Below are 17,687 nucleotides of genomic sequence, written 5' to 3'. Positions count from 1 at the left end.
TAACACGACCTTATTGAGTTTAATAACCTTTTTAAATGAAAAAGCCCAAAGTTTTACACTTTGGGCTTTGAAGCAACACTTACAACTAGCACAATTCTAAACAATTAAACTATTGTAATAGACAAGGCAGGACTTAAAGTGTGTAACGGATACCAATGGCAACGCCGTCAGATTCAGAAAGCGACATTCTGGCCTCATGTTCTCCAGAAAAATCACTGTAATCTTTACGTGCTTCTACGTACAGCACTGTGTTTGGATCCCACACAAAGTGCAAACCGACAACGACAAACTGACGCTTAAATTCATCTGTAGGTTCGGCATTGAAGTTAGGCTGGATGACATAATCTTTACCGGCATCAAGCACGTTGTAAGAAATGAATGGGCGTAATCCATTGTCAAACTTGTATGAAACTAAACTTTCAATACCATAGGCGTCTTTGATCAAACGACCAATGTTGTCTGTGTCATGATTTTCTTGTCTGTTAACGTTTGCAGCAGCGTATAAGCCATTGCTATCGAAGTTACCCCAAGTGATACCCGCACCGTAGATAAGATCAACCGCAGTGGTTTGTTCACCGTTACCAAAACTCACATCAAACTCACCGCGGTTAACACCCGCAGTAAAGGTCAGCATATCAGTAGCTTTATAGGTCAGCGCGCCACCATAAGTATAATTATATTCTACTTGTTGAGCTGTACGATCACCGCTGTTCCATAACTCTTCACAAGCTTGTTGAGTAATATCTTCTGAATCACAAGTATAGAAGCTGCTGTTTTTCAACTGTGCTTGAACTGCAAAGCTTACATCGCCAAATGCATTGCGATATTGAACTGTTTTATCACCACGACCAACACCGTTTACCGCGCCATCATCTTTATTATAAGTGTAAACACCTGCAGTGTTACCGTCCCACACAAAACCGTAGTTAGTGTTGTAAACGACATCGTACCAAGCGCCCCACTGCTTACCAATAGTCAGTGTTCCATAAGTGTCATGGGACAGACCAGCGTAACCTAAACGGTTATAAAAGAACTCTTCTTGAACAGATTCGAAGCGATTGTTATAGACAATGTCGCTACTACCAACAGGATTCACACCCCATTCCAATTTCGCTAATGCTTTCCAACCGTCAGTCAACTCACGATTAAAACCAAAATTAATGCGAGATGCGCCGTTAACAACCTCTGTTTCCCCTTGAGTGTTGATCACGCGTGCATCAATAAAACCACCGATTTCTACGGCATTTTTATTATCTTTATAGATCTCGATAGCTGAGACTGATGGAACTAAAAAAATTGCTGCAAGCGCAGTTGCTACTAACGTCTTGTTCATTTGGTGCTTAACCTTTTTTGTTTATGTTCTGTCAACGTCATTCCGTTGTTATATTTCCTTACAATTTCCTCTTAAAGGGTAGCAAACTTTCAATATTCCCTCAAAGCTAAACCTAAAGAATATGTCGATTAACATCACAAAAACAAACCAGTTAACCTCTATAAAACAGGTTAAAACGCTACATTCGCCACCCTGAGCAACACATAAAGAACATTAAAAACACTATATTAACAGTAACTGCTTTGACGCAATATCCATGTAGTTTAGTTTCATTATCGAAAAAACAGGCTCGGCAATAGGGCCAATTTGCTTATCAATGTAGTATTGGTAATCAATTGGTGACGTTCTGTACAGTAAGGATTCCGGTCCATTTACAGTAATCTGATAATCAATCTGCGCCCCACGCTTGCCAAAAGAGGCATCTCCTGTTAAGTCGCATAATTGTTGAGCGACTTTAACATGAGGAGAAGATTTAGCCGTGTAATCTTCAATATTGCGTCGCATACGTTTGCGAAATACCAAATCATCATCCAACTCGCCATCAAGCAGCTTTTCAAACACACTGGCCAAATAAACACTGATATCCCTTTGGTTAAACATCCGTTCATAGAGTGACTCTTGAACTTTGCGCGCTAAAGGGCTCCAATCACTGCGCACTTGCTCCATACCTTTAAAAGTAAGCTCAAGTTCATCGCTCGCATTACGCCACGCGCCAACATAACGTTTTTTACTGCCTTCTAACGACCCTCTTAAGGTCGGCATAAAAAACTGCTCATAGTGGCGTTCAAACTGTAACTCGAGAAAACTCTCAACTTGATGATCTTCACCGATCTTAGCCTGCCACTTAGCATTAATTTCCCGCGCCAGAGTGTTACCTAAGGCGTTAATGTCTGAGAGATCAGGCTCGCTGCCAAGCCAGACAAAGGTCGAATCCGTATCGCCGTAAATCACTTGATAGCCCATCTCTTCTATCCATGCGCGGGTTTGTTTCATGATTTGATGGCCACGCATAGTGATCGAACTTGCTAACTTTGCATCGTGGAAAACACAACCTTGAGAACCTAAAACCCCATACAACGAGTTCATGATAATTTTTATCGCTTGGGATAAAGGCGCATTGTGCTCACGTTTGGCCTTTTCGCGCTGCTCAGATAATGTTTGGATAAGCTTAGGTAAAATGGGCTGTTGCCGACTGAAACGCCCACCGAGAAACCCCGCAACACAGTCAGACTCGGGCAATCGCAAACCTTCAATTAATCCCTTAGGGTCAATCAAAAAGGTACGAATAATGGAGGGATACAGACTTTTAAAATCGAACACTAAGATGTGCTTATAAAGTCCCGGTACAGAATCCATCACATAGCCACCGGGGCTTTCGATCCCATCACTCGCAGGAGCATCGGGTGCGACGTAACCGGCTCGATGTAGATGCGGTAAATACAAATGATTAAACGCCGCCACCGAAGCCCCTACCCGTCCCAGTTCTAAACCTGTCAGTTCGGCACGCGCGAGGGCAAAATCCCACAATTGAGTGTGAGTAAAAATATCCCACACTAGGCGGCTATCGGTAAGATTGTAATGGGCTAATGCTTGTTTATCGGTCTTAAACAGCTGGTCAATTTCTTCAACGCGATTATCGACGTTATGAATGGCCTTGCCTTCACCTAATAGTTGCCGCGACACAAATTCCAACGAGAACCGCTCAAAGTGATAAAAAGCAGCTTTAAGCCAATCGATACCATCGAGTACCACACGGCCCGGTAAAACTAAGGTTTCTGGGCGAAACTTATTATCAACTTTCCAATCGAGCTTGGCACCGCCGCGGCCAATGGTGAGCGGAATACGATGTAATAATGCACGGCGTGACAATAGCGCGAGATCGAAACTCACCACTGACCAACCGATAATAAAGTCAGGATCAAACTCATGGAACCACGCGATTAATCGATGAATGAGTGCAGCCTCATCGGCCACCCATTCAATATATTCGGGAGAGTTTGATTCAGCCTCACCCACCATAATCACTTTTTCATAAGTCTGCTTGAGGCTATCTTGCTCACCGTCTCGGCCACTGTCTTGACCATATAGTGCAACCGAATAGAGTAAACCCTCAAAGCTACATTCAAAATCCAGTGAGATACAGCGCAAATGTACACCCGTTAAAGGGGCAATACTCTTAGCCCGCTCGGCGATAAACACGGGCAGCGAGTTAGCCTCAAGACTGTCGCTAGTCGGCGCAGAGAAATGTCCTAAAAACGCCACATCAAGTGCCACAAACCGCTCGATTAAATAACGCTGTTCAGGGCGAATGTCGGCTTCAAATAAGGGGATGTCGGCATCTTTAGCGATGCGCTGTAAGGTACGTAAGCTGTTGCTCGATTTAGCATAAACACCACTGACTGCGCCGCCTTTAAAGCTTTTGAGCGCTAACGGTACAAACCGCAATGCTTGACCCGGCGTTTGCAACTGCAAAGCCGTGACATCAGTTTGATGACAAAAACAAATGTGTTCAGTGCCTTGCACTTCCACCAGCACAGGGCCTTGGGCGGTAGCCAGATAATACTGCAACACTAAACTCCCATGACGATGAATCGCATGGCGTGTTAAGACTCGACCTTGTACACTAACGGCCGCGGTAGCCTCTGACTTCATCGCATGGGTTCCCAAATCGCATAGCTAGTCAATTTAGATGGTTCCTCAATTAAAATGCCGCCAAATGGCAGAAAAGTTTCTTAGGCTATGCAATCACTGTTATTATGTACAGCATTAATTCGATAAAGTAGTGACGCATGTTACCTGACAATGTAAAAACCCAGATCCGCGCCATCTATAAGGATATTGCTACCGCCTTGCCTAATTTTAGGCCGCGCCGCGAACAAAACTATATGGTGGCGGAAATCTCTAAGACCCTCGCCGGCGACTATGATAAAGATAGGCGCATCATAGTGGTCGAAGCAGGCACTGGGATCGGTAAATCATTGTCTTACATCCTCGGTACCATTCCACTGGCATTAGCGAGCAAGAAAAAGGTCTGTATAGCTACCGCAACCGTCGCTTTGCAGGAGCAATTACTGCATAAAGACTTGCCCTTCTTCCTTGAGCAATCCGGCTTAAATTTCCGCTTTGGCTTAGTTAAAGGTCGACAACGTTATGTATGTCTATCGAAACTGGCGATGCTCATCGGTGACGACAACAGTACACAAATGGCCATGTGGCAAACTAAACCAGACAATAGCCAAGTGGCTATGATGCACGGCCTGTTAAAAGACTATAACGAAGGTCGCTGGAACGGCGAAATCGACACCTTAGCCGTGCCGCTGCCCGATCACCTGTGGCAACAAATCGCCTGCGACAAACACAGCTGTCATCGCCAAGTCGCCAGCCACAGAAATTGCCCGTTCCATAAAGCCCGCGAAGATGTCGATACTTGGGACGTGCTCATCGCCAACCACAGCTTGTTATTCGCCGATTTAGAGCTAGGTGGCGGCGTGATTTTGCCCGATCCCGAAGACGTGTTTTATGTTATCGATGAGGCACATCACTTACCGATTGTGGCGCGGGATTTCTCCAGTGCACAGGCCACGCTGAGGGGCGCATGCGACTGGCTCGAAAAAATTGGTAAAACCTGCGCTAAGTTACAAAACCAAATAAAGAACAACAATATAATTGCCCCCGCGCAGGCGATGCAAGATCATTTAGGCGATCTTATCAGCCAGCTCAATCAAGTGGCCCACTACTGCGATACCCAAACCAAACACTTTGCTAATCCTGAAAACCGTCTGCGTTTTGAGCACGGTAAACTGCCGGACTCATTACTCATTCTGGCTGAAAACCTTGCTGTGACCTCTAATCTTGCCCTCAAACAGTTTAATAAAATGCTGTCACTGCTGGCCGAGGCGATTAAAGATGGCGATATTCCTAAACATCAATCCGAAGCACTATTGGCCGAAACCGGATTTATGCTGCAAAGGCTCGAAAACCTGCAGAAATTGTGGAGGATGATGGCCAAGGAAGATAAGCATAAAGGTGCACCTATGGCGCGCTGGGTCGAACTCATCACAGGTAAACAAGTGGATTATCTGTTTAGCGCTTCACCTATCGAAGTCGGCTTTATGCTGGAATCCATGCTGTGGCAAAAGGCCGCGGGCGTGGTTTTATGTAGTGCCACACTGCGCGCACTCAATAACTTCGACCATTTCGTGCATCAAGTAGGTTTGTCACTCAACGATGGCAGTCGTTATTTAGCCTTACAATCGCCCTTCGATTACCCCAATAATGCGACACTTTATTTACCCAAAATGCGCACTGAGCCGACGGATGATGCCTATACGGCTGAACTTGCCGAACAAATCATCACCCTTATTGAAGGCGAAATGGCAACCTTAGTGCTATTCGCCTCCTACTGGCAGATGGAAAAAGTGGTTGAATTACTTGAAGGTAAACTCACCACTGAGCTACTTATCCAAGGCAATGCGCCACGGCAACAATTGTTAGAAAATCATAAAGCTAAATGCGATAAGGGCGAACCAAGTATCTTGTTCGGCACCGGCAGTTTCTCTGAAGGTCTCGACTTGCCCGGCGATTATCTGACTAACTTGATCGTCACTAAACTGCCCTTTGCCGTACCAACCTCGCCCGTTGAGCAAGCGCATGCAGAATATGTCAAAGTCAAAGGCGGTAATCCCTTCTTACAACTGACGATCCCAGATGCTTCACGTAAGCTTATTCAAAGTTGTGGTAGATTACTGCGTAAAGAGCAAGATTATGGCCGAGTGACTATTTTAGATAGGCGGTTAGTCACTAAACGCTATGGTAAGTCCTTACTGGATGCCTTACCGCCCTTTAGACGTGTTATAGAGTAGGATTAAAATTTGGAGTTGTTACTCGAGCCCAGTCATTGGGCCCTGTTGGCAGTCATAGGTCTTATCGCTGGATTCATTGATGCCGTCGTGGGTGGCGGTGGCCTCTTGTCGATCCCCGCACTGTTAACCTTAGGTATTGCACCGCATACCGTATTAGGCACCAATAAGTTAGCCGCAAGCTTTGGCTCTTTTATGGCGGCTTGGACCTATTATCGCAAGCACCTCTTTAAACCCTCATTTTGGTACATGGCTTTTATCGCCACCTTTATCGGCGCGGTATTGGGCAGTTTCTTAGTCTATTTAGTCGATACTCAATGGCTCGAAAAAGTCCTACCCTTGCTGATTATTGGCATCGCCATTTACAGTTTAGTCAGCCCCAATGCGATGTCAGACGTTAACTGCCAAGCACCAACCAGCAAGCCACCAGCCAAGCAACAATGGCTACAGGGGCTGGCTTTAGGCACTTATGATGGTTTTGCAGGCCCAGGCATTGGCGCATTTTGGACCGTCACATCTGGCTCTTTGTATAAACTGCCTTTACTGCACAGTTGCGGCCTCGCCCGTGCGATGACCTTCACCAGCAACTTGACCGCATTGACTATCTTTGGCTGGCTTGGGCAGGTACAGTGGCAAATAGGTTTGTGGATGGGATTGTGCATGATGTTAGGCTCATTTATCGGTGCCCGCTGTGCGATTAAATTTGGCATGCCCTTTATCCGCCCACTGTTTATTTTGATCGTGCTAATGATTGCAGCGAATTTGGCATGGAGCGCATGGTTGTGAACACCCAACAATTAATGGTGATGCTGAAAAATCAGCTTAAAGCCTTAGAACAAGAAGTGCTGCAACACGATAATCGACTCGCGCCGCCGCAGCGTAAACTCCTGCAAGAAACGGAGCGTTTTAATCACTCGCTGTTTGTCCAACACGGCGCCCAACTCGGCCCCTGTATTGAACAAATTCGTAGCAGTATTATGCAGCTCGAAAAACAAATTAAGCTTAAACTCGCCCCCCAGACCATTGCCCTGAGCTGTGAGCGGATCCAAGATAGATTCACCGCAGTCAAACGAGCCTTGCTGACCACTTCTATTGACATTAAGTCTAAAACTCAGCAGCGTGCCAGTAGCCGTGCCCGTTTTGCACAGCGCCAGAATCAGTCTCACCAAGCAAGTGGTTTCGATTGGATCGCCAATAACGTGATGCAAAATAGTCATGAGATCTACGAAGAATTGAACAAACATCTTAATTGGGCGAAAAAATTTGAACAAAAAATTGAAGAAATGGAATCAAAACTTGAAAACTGTCATAGTGCTGACAAAATAAAATTGCAAAATGACATCCTTTTGATGCATCGTCGTCTAGGGAAATGCAGGCAAGCTATTAGTTATATAGAAGATCGCATTCAAATATTCGAACGCCCGTATCAGAGTAATAACCGTTAAGGAGTAACAATGAAATCACTTTTGCCAATTAGCAGCCTGCTAGTATTACTCGGATCTGCCTCAGCCTTCGCTGCAGATCTGAACATTCCTATGTCATTTGAGTACCTTGCTCTTGATGGTAAAAAAGTCGAGTCGAGCGTATTTAACCATAAAAGCAGCTTAGAATTGGCCCCCGGCACTCACAAAATCGCCATTCGTTACCATGAAATGGTAGAGGATAATTTTAGTGACAGCCAAACCTTTGTTAAGTCAGCACCTTTCATCGTTACTTTAGATGTTGATGGCGACCATCAATATTATCTGCAAGCGGCCGAAGGTGAAGTCGTTAAAAAGCCTAAAGTTTACGCGCAAAACCCACAAATCAAATTAACCCGTAGTGACAAAGGCAACGTCAATTACCAAGTGGTGAATACCAATTTAGAAGAAGAAAGCTTCGTCTCTCGCCTTTTCAGTGGTAATCAAGCCGTTGACGTATCGGGAACTGCCGCTGCAGCAACCGGTGCAGCTGGCGCAGTGGTTGCCGTTGCACCAGCACCCGTGACAGCATCGGCGACCGTTAACGCAACATCACTCACGGCCCCCGTAGACACCTCTAAAGCAGCAGGAGCCAACCCACAACAAATGTTGCAATACTGGTGGCTACAAGCGGATGAAAAAACCCGTAAAGAATTTATGAGCTGGGCAATTTCACAGCTATAACAACTTGCGATAACGAGGTTTAGTCAATATTGACTCTGATCCCACTGGTTTATCACGCCAGCTATTCCAAGCTGGCGCTTCCTCCCCATCACAGATTTCCCACCACTAAATACGCACATTTACGGCAGTACTTACTCGATAACCACATTGCCACGACTGCACAATTCCACGCACCAACGGCCATGACTGCAGAAGATGTAATGCAAGTGCATCAACGCGAATATGTAGGGCAATTTATCGCGGGTACCTTGCCAACAGCAGCGCTAAGACGGATTGGTTTCCCGTGGAGTGAAGCCTTAGTTGAGCGTACCTTGCATTCTGTGGCTGGCACCACACTCACAGCTTCATTAGCCATAAATCAGGGTATTGCCCTGCATCTCACGGGTGGCTACCATCACGCCCATTACGATTTTGGCAGCGGCTATTGTATTTTCAACGACCTTATCCTCGCGGCCAGAAATGCCATCGCAAGCCATCAAGTACACAAGGTACTGATTTTTGATTGCGATGTGCATCAAGGTGACGGCAGTGCAACCCTCAGCCACCAACATCAAGGGATCATCAGTTGCTCGATTCACTGCAAAGAGAATTTCCCGAATCGTAAGCAGCATTCCCACTATGATATTGAGCTAACCAAAGGCAGCGATGACAATCTGTATCTCGAAACCGTGGAGCAAACACTCGCCCTCCTTATCCGAATCCATCAACCAGATCTGATTCTTTATGATGCTGGGGTCGATATTCATCAAAATGACGATCTTGGCTTGCTCAATATCAGCCAAGAAGGACTGTTCAGACGGGATTTAACTGTGTTATCAATGGCAAAATCGGAAAATATTCCAATTGCAGCCGTGATAGGCGGCGGCTACAGCAGAGACGCACTACAATTAAGCCAAAGACACTGCCAACTTTTTATTGCGGCAAATCATTTGTGGTAGCAAACTCAATGAAAACCGTCATGGAGCATAACAATGCAACTCGAAATCCGTAATTACTACGAAGTTCTTTTAATGGAAATATTGTCAGATGAAGGACTTATGGACGAACTTCCTGAGGACTATCTCGCCGACTTATGTTGCGTTACCTTAAATCAACTGCCTGTGCGCTACATACGCCACCTCGTCGATACTTACTTCTTTGAAGACTATAACGAGCTGCAGGAATTAAAGCGTGAGATCCAAACCGCACTCGAAAAGTCCCGCGCCTTTCTTAAACAAAATCTGCAAAAAAGATTACAGGAAGAAGCCGAAGCAAATCGCTAATCTTGCTAAGAGTTACTATTGAGAGCATTTTTAGCCGTTGCAGTGGCAAGAACAGAGGCAGGTAATGGATTATCTCATTGTGCAGAAATATTAACGCTATAAATGATTAACGGCAGAAAACGGAAATAGCCTGTAAGCTAAAATATTGAATAATATAAATTGAGTAGATATAGAGAAGTACAACGGAAATAAGCAGAGGGACTGTTGAATTGGAGGTTCCCCTAGAGCCGACACCCCGGCACACGAGTCGCTTGCTGCGGTTGCTCCCTTCCGGGCCTGGCCGAGTTCACAAGTTATCATTGCGGGGGGACCCTAGGGTCACCATAACTTCGAACATTACTTTGAATGACATAAACCAAAGCATTGCTTGAACGCGAAGGATTATCCCCCATGGCCCCTATGGGATCAAGCGCTAATCGATAAGATCTCTTAATATCCCACCTAACTGCACAATCTATAAGCAAATGGAGTGATTGAAATGATAAAAGCCTGCAAATGCAGACTTTTATATATGTTTTACTGAATCTCTTATCATAAAAATCAGTAGGCTACAGCGCAATCATCGCCAAAGGTGGTTACAACTTGATCAAATGGCGATTTTGCTCAATTATCTTAGCCCCAACACCAGAGACATTCGCTAAGTCATCTATGGCATTGAACTTACCATTTTTAGTGCGATAGTCGACAATCGCTTGAGCCTTTGCGGCACCAATCCCTTTGAGTACGAGTAACTGCTCGGCTGAAGCGGTATTGATGTTGACTTGAGCGGCATCTGGCATAGCTTTCTTCACATCCGATGCCATTTCACCCGCTTCAGTTTTAGCCTCTACTTTCACGGCGGCCTTGGTTGGGGTTTCTGTTGCGATTGCTGGGCTTGCCAAAAAAGCCGTTAATGCTATGGCACTCATAAAAGCAGGTATACGATTTGTGGTTTTCATAACAATTCCTCTATTCCATGATTTGCGGCCTTTCGTCCTACTTCCGTGGCCTCAAATCAAAAATAGTCTAAGCTGTCCCGAAATACCAAATCGGCGTCATAAATATTCACTATCGCTAAACTTCTGTCTTCGGCTCAATGAGCCAGTGCTTGACTATGATAAAAAGATGCAAAAAGCATCCTTTTATCATTCAAATAGCTAACGGTCTTTAAAATAACAACATTCATTAAGCTAATCGAGCTAGCGCTTGGTTCAAGTCGGCGATGATGTCGTCACAATCCTCTAAACCAATAGAGATCCGCAGCAGGTTATCACCAATGCCAGCCGCCGCTCTTGCCTCTGGCGTATAAGGTGAATGCGTCATCGATGCAGGATGTTGGATCAGGGATTCAGCATCACCTAGACTCACCGCAATTGAGAACAACTTTAGATATCCGACAAAGGCCATGGCTTCTTCTAAATTTGCCGCCAGTTCAAACGCGATAACACCACCAGCACGTTTCATCTGCTGGCCAATGAATTTATGCCCTTGATGAGATTTAAGCCCGGGGTAATACACACGTGTAATGCTTGGATGTTCCGCCAAAAACTCTGCCACGCGCTGGGCACTATCGCAATGGCGCTGCAAACGCACATCTAAGGTTTTAAGGCCGCGTAAGATCAGCCAAGCATCATGTGGCGATATCACAGCGCCAATATCCTTTAAAATTTCATACTTTACTTTATGGAGCTGTTCTTCACTGCCACACACTATCCCCGCAATCACATCGCCATGGCCATTCAGATATTTAGTCGCACTGTGGACCACCAAATCAATACCAAAATCCAGCGGCCTCTGCAGTAATGGCGTCATGAAGGTATTGTCGACAATACTGACCAACTGATGACGTTTAGCAATATTCGCAATTGCCGCTAAATCAAATACCTGCAAATGCGGATTGACAGGGGTTTCACAGAAAATGACCTTAGTATTGGATTTAATCGCCGCTTCTATTTCTGCTTCCGATGAAAAGTCCACTAGGGACACTTCAATACCAAAGCGAGCAAACTGAGTCGTCATTAGCGCATAAGTACAACCGTATACGGCATTCGACGCCACTAAGTGATCGCCCATCTGCAAATTAGCCAGCAATGCGGCGGATACTGCGCCCATACCAGAAGCAGTTACTGCTGCGGCCTCTGCCCCTTCTAAAATCGCCATTTTACGTTCAAGCTCGGCAGTTGTCGGATTCCCTAAGCGCGTGTAAATATACCCCTGCTCATTACCCGCAAATCGCTCACCACCTTGCTGTGCAGACTCAAACACAAAAGTCGCACTTTGGTAAAGCGGCGTCACTAAGGCACCAAAGGCCTCTCGCTCATGGCCGCCATGAATAACCTGTGTCGCCGCCTTCCACATCTTGCCTGACTCATCTTGCATACCTAGCTCCTTGTCATTGGCATTGAGCAGTTCCCGTTCTTGATTGATTGTTGGTGTGGAGCGCTCAATGCCCGCATTATGGATAATCTAATAGATAAGTTAATGAAACATTAGCCCTATCGAATAAGCCCTACCATAACGCGGCCAAGCACTTAAGCCAGTAGCATGGCAAAAATAGCAGCGTTCAAAAGTGTAATTAACTTGTTACATAGCACTTTTACGTCGCACTTAGTCATTCTCTTTATCTGCAAGAATCATAAAAAATGCGCTAAGGAACAAGTCCATTAGCGCATCTACTTTCGGCTATTTGAATCGTTTAATCATATGATATTCAATAGCATCTACTCTTTAGACTTATCTTTAGATGACCGCGATACCCTATCATCAACATCGGCGAATTGGCCTTTTAATGCGTCGCGACCTTCTTTGGTAAACAGCTTGCCTGAAAACTGCTTAAGTTCGATCAACAATTCCTGATGCACTTTAGACAATTTAGGCCTTTGATCTTCTCTAAACACAATCGGCCGACACAGCGCCATGGCTTGATATCCAAGACGCGCCGTTAGCATACCGCCGCCTAAACCTTGGGCCAAGCGAGCAGACAATTTACCTGTCATTTCAACCGATAACAGCTGTGTTCCTAAATCGGTAACTAACTCAGTGGTGCCCGCGTAGATGATATTAATAATAATGCTGCGGATAAGTTTAATTCGGCTCCAGTAACCCAGTTCAATGCCATAACAGCGGGCGACATCGCGCAGCATACGTTGATTACGCCAGAGGATAATCGCCATATCGAGCACAGCTAACGGACTCGCCGCCAGTAACACTGCCGACTCAGCCGCATAGCGTCGCACGACTTTTTTGGCCAATTCATCTCGCTCCGTTAGGACTAAGTCCTCGAATAACAAGACTTTCTCGGCATCATTATGTTCATCTTTTAATGAACGGCGAAATTGCTGCAAACCTTGGCTGTCTTCATAGTGGCAAACGATATTATCGATAAAGCTGTCTGCTTCACCCATTTGCATGCTCTGCGCTAGCCTTGCACCTGTTTCTTGAGTATCGGCGACCTGTTTGAGTCGCTTGAGCTTACGGTATTCACTGACTGCGCCCGCCAATGCCCACGCACTGACAACCCCAAGCACCACACCATAAAAACTGAACAACCAAGGGCTCTCAAGCCAAGCATCCCTCAGTCCTAATCCTGTTTGAACTACTACGAGCAGCAATAAACTCGCTACTGCCAGACGAGCGAGCCAAGACCAACGGCGTGATTTTACAAGTTGAGGCGATACCGATTTAGCATCGATCATTTTTGGATGGGATGACAGCGTTTCATCCATCAATTCCTCAATATCAGCAGCCACTTCTTGCACTGGCGTATGCGGATCAAAGGCTTTCGCCCCTTTGAGCTCCTCTTTGCTGGGTTTGAGCTCCACGACTTCTGGGTCAAACAGCTGCTGCTTTTTCAGCGGCTTATGTTCAACTGAGTGTGCAAATGAGTTCGCAGAAGAATTAGAAGCCTGCTCGTTAGCGTTATCCGATAGCTTTAGCGTCATTCCAACTTATCTCCCAGTAAGTACTGCAGCAAATGATCGAGACGAATATGGTCAAAGTGCACTTGAGATGGGTCAACATTGGCATTGCTCGGCGGTGCAAAGCCGACAAAGTTAAACCCTTGTTCACGCCAAAAATCGGGCTCAGGTAAGCGAGTGGGCACTTCGCCTGGAAACAAGGTCAGGGCTTTACCGTTGAGTCCCATCCCCTGCACGACTTCCACCTCGCCCTCTTGGGTCGTTACCATGCCATGGCGAGTCGCTTTAATGGCGCTAATCGCCATCGTCTCCACTTTACAACCATCGAAACTGGCAAAATGCTGGCTGTGTTTCAACATATCGGTCAGCAGGGACAAAACATGGCTCTGCTGATCGCGAGTCACATGGTCAACCTTGCTCGCGGCAAACAATAAACGGTCGATGCGGGGGGCAAATAAACGCCGTAAATAACTCGATTGGCCAAACTGAAAGCTTTCCATAATGGCATTGAGCGCCGCGCCCATATCCTCAAATTGCTTTTTACCGCGATTCAACGCACTAAAACAGTCAACGAGTACTAACTGCCGATCAAAACCGGCAAAGTGGTTTTTATAGAAAGGCTTAACCACTTTAGCCACGTATTCTTGATAGCGTTTTTCCAGTACATGGAATCCACTGTGTTTATCGCTTTGCGAAAGCTCAGCAAACTTTTCATCATTAACCAATAACAGGGGGAAAAAAGCCAATAAGGGAGCACCCTGCCATTCACCTGGCAATAACATGCGCCCAGGTTGCGCTTGGTAATAACCTTGCACGTGCACTAAATCATTGAGTAATAGCTGATATTGATCGGCAATTTGCTTTAATTGCTGTTCATCGGCGTTCGCGGCTAAATCCAATGATGTCAAAGATTGCTCAAACTCGGCATACAAGGGAGAGCTTTTAAGATTCTCGATGCGAACTTGTTGAGCACGGCACCAAGTAACGAAGTCTTGGCGCAACATAGGTAAATCGAGTAACCATTCGCCAGGATAATCGACTATGTCCAAATACAAGGTGGCGGTATCAGAAAACTTGGCCAGTAAGCCCTTCTTAGGTTGGTACTTAATCGCCAATCGTAACTCAGAAATAGTACGGGTAGAGGCTGGCCAGGTCGCAGGTTCGGAAGTGAGCGCTAACATGGCGCCTTGATAATCAAAACTGGCGATTTCAAGATCCGGCTGCATGGCACGCTTAACACCGAGCAAACGCTGATCGCGGCTCACCTGCCACAGTGGCAAAGCGCTGTTGTTGCGGGCGTGGGGTAAGGTTGAGACAGGTCCAGAATTGAGTAACTGATTGACTAACCCCGTGATAAATGCGGTTTTTCCCGCACCAGAAAGCCCAGTCACGGCCAAACGTAAATGCCGGTCTGCGGTGCGATGTAGCAGGGATTGGCCCTTTTGGGTTAATTTATGGAGCGAGGCATCAAGCATTCCCATAGAGACTTCCCTTATGTCGAATGATGTTAACTTATGTCAAGTGATGTTGACTATACACTGGAATGGAGCAGAGATTAAGCAACAAGGGCGGACATGGCCGCCCTTTAGAAGGGTTACAAACTATTGATTTGTCTTTTTAAATCAAAGTTGTCAGAGGTGACATGGCGTTCTAAATTTTGTAGCCTAACTTCTAGACTTCGAAATTGACGACTCACGTCGCTTAGCGCTTGCTTTGCGGGTTCTCCCGACTGCCACGGCTTCTTCTTCACCTCGATATCGTCTCTATCGTAATGCTTTTGCGGCTTGATGTCTAAAATCACCCACAAAGCGACATAGATGATAAATACCACACCTGAGCCGCCGAGTAAGAAGATAGACACAGTCAGCACTCGCACTAACCAAGTTTCAATCGCAAAGTACTCGGCAATCCCTGCACATACACCCGCTATTTTGCCTGACTGGGGAATGCGGTACAAAGTACGGCCATTAGATCCTCTCATGTTTCCCCCTCCATTCGGGCGATTCTGTATCCAGAATGGCCTCTAAGGTCTCGATACGCGCCGCCATTTTATCGGCCTTGGATATCAAATCATTGAGTTGTGAAAACTCTTCCTCAGTGAGTCCCTGGCTCACTTGTCGCTTACTGCGATAATGAAGAACTAACCATATTGGCGCGACTATCACCATGAAAATAATAATCGGCGCCATTAGCACGTCCATATCCATAACTCACCTCTGAATTGTTATTCTTTTGACTTAGTTGGCGCTTTACCTTTTACCTTGGCTTTGAGCGCTGCCAGTTCTGCATTCACAGAATCTTCCGCTTCTAGCGCCGCAAACTCATCGGCTAAGGTCTTCTTGCTGCCAAGATCGTAAGATTCAACTTGGGCTTCTAAGCCTTCGACACGGCGCTCATATTGCTCAAACTTGAGCATAGCATTGTCGATCTTGCTTGAATCTAGCTGCTTTTTCACTTCTAAGCGTGATGACGCGGTTTGAGTGCGCAAAATAATGGTCTTTTGACGCGCTTTTGCATCGAGCAGCTTTTCTTGCAACATGCCCACTTCATCTTTCAAGCGTGCGATATGTTCATCGATGACGGATAACTCTTGATTCAGCGTATCTGCTAAACCGGTCGCTTTTTGTTTTTCAACTAAAGCGGCTTTCGCTAAGTCTTCACGGTCTTTCGACAGTGCCAGTTCAGCCTTATCTTGCCAATCTTGCACTTGCTCTAACACGCGGTTGATACGACGTTGCAGCTCTTTCTTTTCAGCTAACACTTTAGCTGAGGTAGAACGCACTTCAACGAGTGTGTCTTCCATTTCTTGGATAATCAGTCGAACCATTTTTTCTGGGTCTTCGGCTTTATCCAGCAATGCGCTGATATTAGAGTTAATGATATCGGCGAAACGAGAGAAAATTCCCATAATCCTATCCTCAAATTGATGTTGGTCTCGTACAAGGTAATACACTAACCGTGCCAACTTTTACTTCTTATTTAAATACAGTAGCTTAAACAAAATATTAACTTTTACTTCCTTTTACGCTTCAAGCCACTTATTATCATTTTCACCAAATTTTAGCGCGAAAGACTAAAAAATATCGTGGATAATAAATTTCAGCAAGACAACCTCATCGGTCAATCCAACGCCCTACTCGAAGTGTTAGAACATGTGTCGCAAATAGCGCCTCTGTCTAAACCCGTACTGATTATTGGTGAACGTGGTACAGGTAAAGAGCTTATTGCCGAACGCTTACATTATCTGTCTAAGCGCTGGGATCAAAGTTTTATTAAGCTAAACTGTTCATCTTTGAGTGAAAATTTACTCGAGAGTGAATTATTTGGCCATGAGTCAGGAGCCTTTACTGGCGCCAAAGGCAAACACGAAGGCCGCTTTGAGCGCGCCGACGGTGGCACCTTATTTCTTGACGAATTAGCCAACACCTCAGGACTTATCCAAGAAAAGCTTCTGCGTGTCATTGAATATGGCGAATTTGAGCGGGTCGGCGGTAGCAAAACCGTGCAGGCTGATGTTCGTTTAATCTGCGCCGCCAACGAAGATTTACCATCACTTGCTGACGCAGGCGAATTTCGTGCCGATTTGCTCGATAGACTCGCCTTCGATGTAATTACTCTGCCACCGCTGCGTTGCCGCCCAGAAGACATCATGACGCTGGCGGAGTATTTCGCCGTTGGCATGGCACGCCAATTAAAGCTGCAGCTGTTCAGCGGTTTCAGCGCCCATGCGGTCGAGCAATTAATGACCCACGACTGGCCGGGTAATATCCGTGAACTTAAAAACGTGGTCGAGCGCAGCGTTTACCGTAATGGTGGTGAAAATAGGCCCATCGATCATATTACCCTCGATCCCTTTGCTTCACCGTATCGGCCCCAAACGCGGATCAAGACCCGCGAACGTCAAATCACCTCAGTCGCGCCAACAACTATTGCCAGTACGCCACAATCTGCGCCGACATTTGAGGCTGAAGTGCAAGTCAATACTGAGTATTCAACGAATTGCTTTAATTTTCCGCTGGATTTTAAAGAGCAAACGGAGCAGTACGAAATGGATCTGATCCAGCAGGCACTTTCAAACAGCCAATATAACCAAAAGAAAACCGCCGACATGCTCGGATTAAGTTACCACCAACTGCGTGGCATCCTTAAAAAGTACAATTTACTTGATAAAGCATAAGCAGATTGCCCACGGG

The 17,687-nt window shown here is 45.8% G+C and carries 16 protein-coding genes and 1 other RNA gene; 7 read left to right on the top strand and 10 right to left on the bottom strand.

All coding sequences use genetic code 11. The features are described 5' to 3' along the window. Positions 1-133: 133 nt before the first annotated feature. Positions 134-1,333, bottom strand: coding sequence for a porin (locus L5L97_RS08790; protein ID WP_263181111.1), 1,200 nt, complete (start codon positions 1,331-1,333; stop codon positions 134-136). A gap of 222 nt (positions 1,334-1,555) precedes the next feature. Beyond that, complete coding sequence (locus L5L97_RS08785) at positions 1,556-3,985, bottom strand: DNA polymerase II (RefSeq protein WP_263181112.1); 2,430 nt, start codon at positions 3,983-3,985, stop codon at positions 1,556-1,558. A 137-nt stretch (positions 3,986-4,122) separates the two neighbouring features. On the opposite strand from L5L97_RS08785, the gene dinG reads away from it, so the two are divergent. Genes dinG through L5L97_RS08755 form a run of 6 tightly spaced genes read left to right on the top strand, consistent with a single transcriptional unit; the run spans position 4,123 to position 9,598 of the window. Continuing rightward, on the top strand, positions 4,123-6,195 hold the full coding sequence (gene dinG, locus L5L97_RS08780) for an ATP-dependent DNA helicase DinG (RefSeq protein WP_263181113.1): 2,073 nt from the start codon (positions 4,123-4,125) through the stop codon (positions 6,193-6,195). A gap of 9 nt (positions 6,196-6,204) precedes the next feature. Then, complete coding sequence (locus L5L97_RS08775) at positions 6,205-6,978, top strand: sulfite exporter TauE/SafE family protein (protein ID WP_113938843.1); 774 nt, start codon at positions 6,205-6,207, stop codon at positions 6,976-6,978. Next, complete coding sequence (locus L5L97_RS08770) at positions 6,969-7,637, top strand: primosomal replication protein (RefSeq protein WP_206765984.1); 669 nt, start codon at positions 6,969-6,971, stop codon at positions 7,635-7,637. The genes L5L97_RS08775 and L5L97_RS08770 overlap by 10 nt, the downstream gene beginning before the upstream one ends. 9 nt (positions 7,638-7,646) lie before the next feature. Beyond that, positions 7,647-8,336, top strand: coding sequence for a DUF2057 domain-containing protein (locus L5L97_RS08765; protein WP_263181115.1), 690 nt, complete (start codon positions 7,647-7,649; stop codon positions 8,334-8,336). Between the two features lie 29 nt (positions 8,337-8,365). Then, on the top strand, positions 8,366-9,274 hold the full coding sequence (locus L5L97_RS08760; protein WP_263181117.1) for a histone deacetylase: 909 nt from the start codon (positions 8,366-8,368) through the stop codon (positions 9,272-9,274). Between the two features lie 33 nt (positions 9,275-9,307). Further along, positions 9,308-9,598 carry a late competence development ComFB family protein gene (locus L5L97_RS08755; protein ID WP_028760452.1) on the top strand — a complete coding sequence of 97 codons (291 nt, stop codon included), beginning with the start codon at positions 9,308-9,310 and terminating at the stop codon, positions 9,596-9,598. Between the two features lie 218 nt (positions 9,599-9,816). Here the strand turns inward: L5L97_RS08755 and ffs are convergent. The 8 genes from ffs to pspA all read right to left on the bottom strand — a co-directional run bounded on the left by ffs (position 9,817) and on the right by pspA (position 16,402). Then, positions 9,817-9,914: signal recognition particle sRNA small type (gene ffs, locus L5L97_RS08750), an RNA gene on the bottom strand. Between the two features lie 259 nt (positions 9,915-10,173). Then, entirely contained in the window at positions 10,174-10,536 is a 363-nt protein-coding gene (locus L5L97_RS08745) for a ComEA family DNA-binding protein (RefSeq protein WP_263138186.1), read from the bottom strand. Between the two features lie 226 nt (positions 10,537-10,762). Beyond that, on the bottom strand, positions 10,763-11,956 hold the full coding sequence (gene megL, locus L5L97_RS08740) for a methionine gamma-lyase (RefSeq protein WP_263181118.1): 1,194 nt from the start codon (positions 11,954-11,956) through the stop codon (positions 10,763-10,765). 341 nt (positions 11,957-12,297) lie between these two features. Next, positions 12,298-13,518: a YcjF family protein gene (locus L5L97_RS08735; protein ID WP_263181119.1), complete on the bottom strand. Its 1,221-nt coding sequence runs from the start codon at positions 13,516-13,518 to the stop codon at positions 12,298-12,300. Continuing rightward, positions 13,515-14,975 (bottom strand): YcjX family protein, encoded by a 1,461-nt coding sequence (locus tag L5L97_RS08730; protein WP_263144435.1) that lies wholly within the window; start codon positions 14,973-14,975, stop codon positions 13,515-13,517. Before L5L97_RS08730 ends, L5L97_RS08735 begins: the two co-directional genes overlap by 4 nt. A gap of 113 nt (positions 14,976-15,088) precedes the next feature. Beyond that, a complete protein-coding gene (pspC, locus tag L5L97_RS08725) occupies positions 15,089-15,475 on the bottom strand; it encodes an envelope stress response membrane protein PspC (protein ID WP_028760457.1) in 387 nt (128 codons plus the stop codon). Beyond that, a complete protein-coding gene (gene pspB / locus L5L97_RS08720) occupies positions 15,462-15,701 on the bottom strand; it encodes an envelope stress response membrane protein PspB (protein WP_006081138.1) in 240 nt (79 codons plus the stop codon). The genes pspC and pspB overlap by 14 nt, the downstream gene beginning before the upstream one ends. 17 nt (positions 15,702-15,718) lie before the next feature. Continuing rightward, the gene (gene pspA / locus L5L97_RS08715; RefSeq protein ID WP_263181120.1) at positions 15,719-16,402 is read right to left on the bottom strand and encodes a phage shock protein PspA; all 684 of its coding nucleotides are present in this window, start codon (positions 16,400-16,402) and stop codon (positions 15,719-15,721) included. Positions 16,403-16,579: 177 nt separating this feature from the next. Between pspA and pspF the strand changes: the two genes are divergently transcribed. Further along, a complete protein-coding gene (gene pspF / locus L5L97_RS08710) occupies positions 16,580-17,671 on the top strand; it encodes a phage shock protein operon transcriptional activator (RefSeq protein WP_263181121.1) in 1,092 nt (363 codons plus the stop codon). Positions 17,672-17,687 lie beyond the last annotated feature (16 nt).

Source organism: Shewanella sp. SM71, assembly GCF_025653905.1.
Taxonomy (GTDB): Bacteria; Pseudomonadota; Gammaproteobacteria; order Enterobacterales; family Shewanellaceae; genus Shewanella; species Shewanella oncorhynchi.
The sequence above is the reverse complement of the archived record's forward strand: the minus strand, read 5'-3'. Positions and strand labels throughout refer to the sequence as shown.

What these genes read in the sequence shown, in the direction of transcription:
- L5L97_RS08745 (WP_263138186.1), bottom strand. Translation starts at nt 10,536, where the DNA reads ATGAAAACCACAAATCGTATACCTGCTTTTATGAGTGCCATAGCATTA.
- megL (WP_263181118.1), bottom strand. Translation starts at nt 11,956, where the DNA reads ATGCAAGATGAGTCAGGCAAGATGTGGAAGGCGGCGACACAGGTTATT.
- pspC (WP_028760457.1), bottom strand. Translation starts at nt 15,475, where the DNA reads ATGAGAGGATCTAATGGCCGTACTTTGTACCGCATTCCCCAGTCAGGC.
- L5L97_RS08790 (WP_263181111.1), bottom strand. Translation starts at nt 1,333, where the DNA reads ATGAACAAGACGTTAGTAGCAACTGCGCTTGCAGCAATTTTTTTAGTT.
- dinG (WP_263181113.1), top strand. Translation starts at nt 4,123, where the DNA reads ATGTTACCTGACAATGTAAAAACCCAGATCCGCGCCATCTATAAGGAT.
- pspB (WP_006081138.1), bottom strand. Translation starts at nt 15,701, where the DNA reads ATGGATATGGACGTGCTAATGGCGCCGATTATTATTTTCATGGTGATA.
- L5L97_RS08770 (WP_206765984.1), top strand. Translation starts at nt 6,969, where the DNA reads ATGGTTGTGAACACCCAACAATTAATGGTGATGCTGAAAAATCAGCTT.
- pspA (WP_263181120.1), bottom strand. Translation starts at nt 16,402, where the DNA reads ATGGGAATTTTCTCTCGTTTCGCCGATATCATTAACTCTAATATCAGC.
- L5L97_RS08765 (WP_263181115.1), top strand. Translation starts at nt 7,647, where the DNA reads ATGAAATCACTTTTGCCAATTAGCAGCCTGCTAGTATTACTCGGATCT.
- L5L97_RS08730 (WP_263144435.1), bottom strand. Translation starts at nt 14,975, where the DNA reads ATGGGAATGCTTGATGCCTCGCTCCATAAATTAACCCAAAAGGGCCAA.
- L5L97_RS08755 (WP_028760452.1), top strand. Translation starts at nt 9,308, where the DNA reads ATGCAACTCGAAATCCGTAATTACTACGAAGTTCTTTTAATGGAAATA.
- L5L97_RS08735 (WP_263181119.1), bottom strand. Translation starts at nt 13,518, where the DNA reads ATGACGCTAAAGCTATCGGATAACGCTAACGAGCAGGCTTCTAATTCT.
- L5L97_RS08785 (WP_263181112.1), bottom strand. Translation starts at nt 3,985, where the DNA reads ATGAAGTCAGAGGCTACCGCGGCCGTTAGTGTACAAGGTCGAGTCTTA.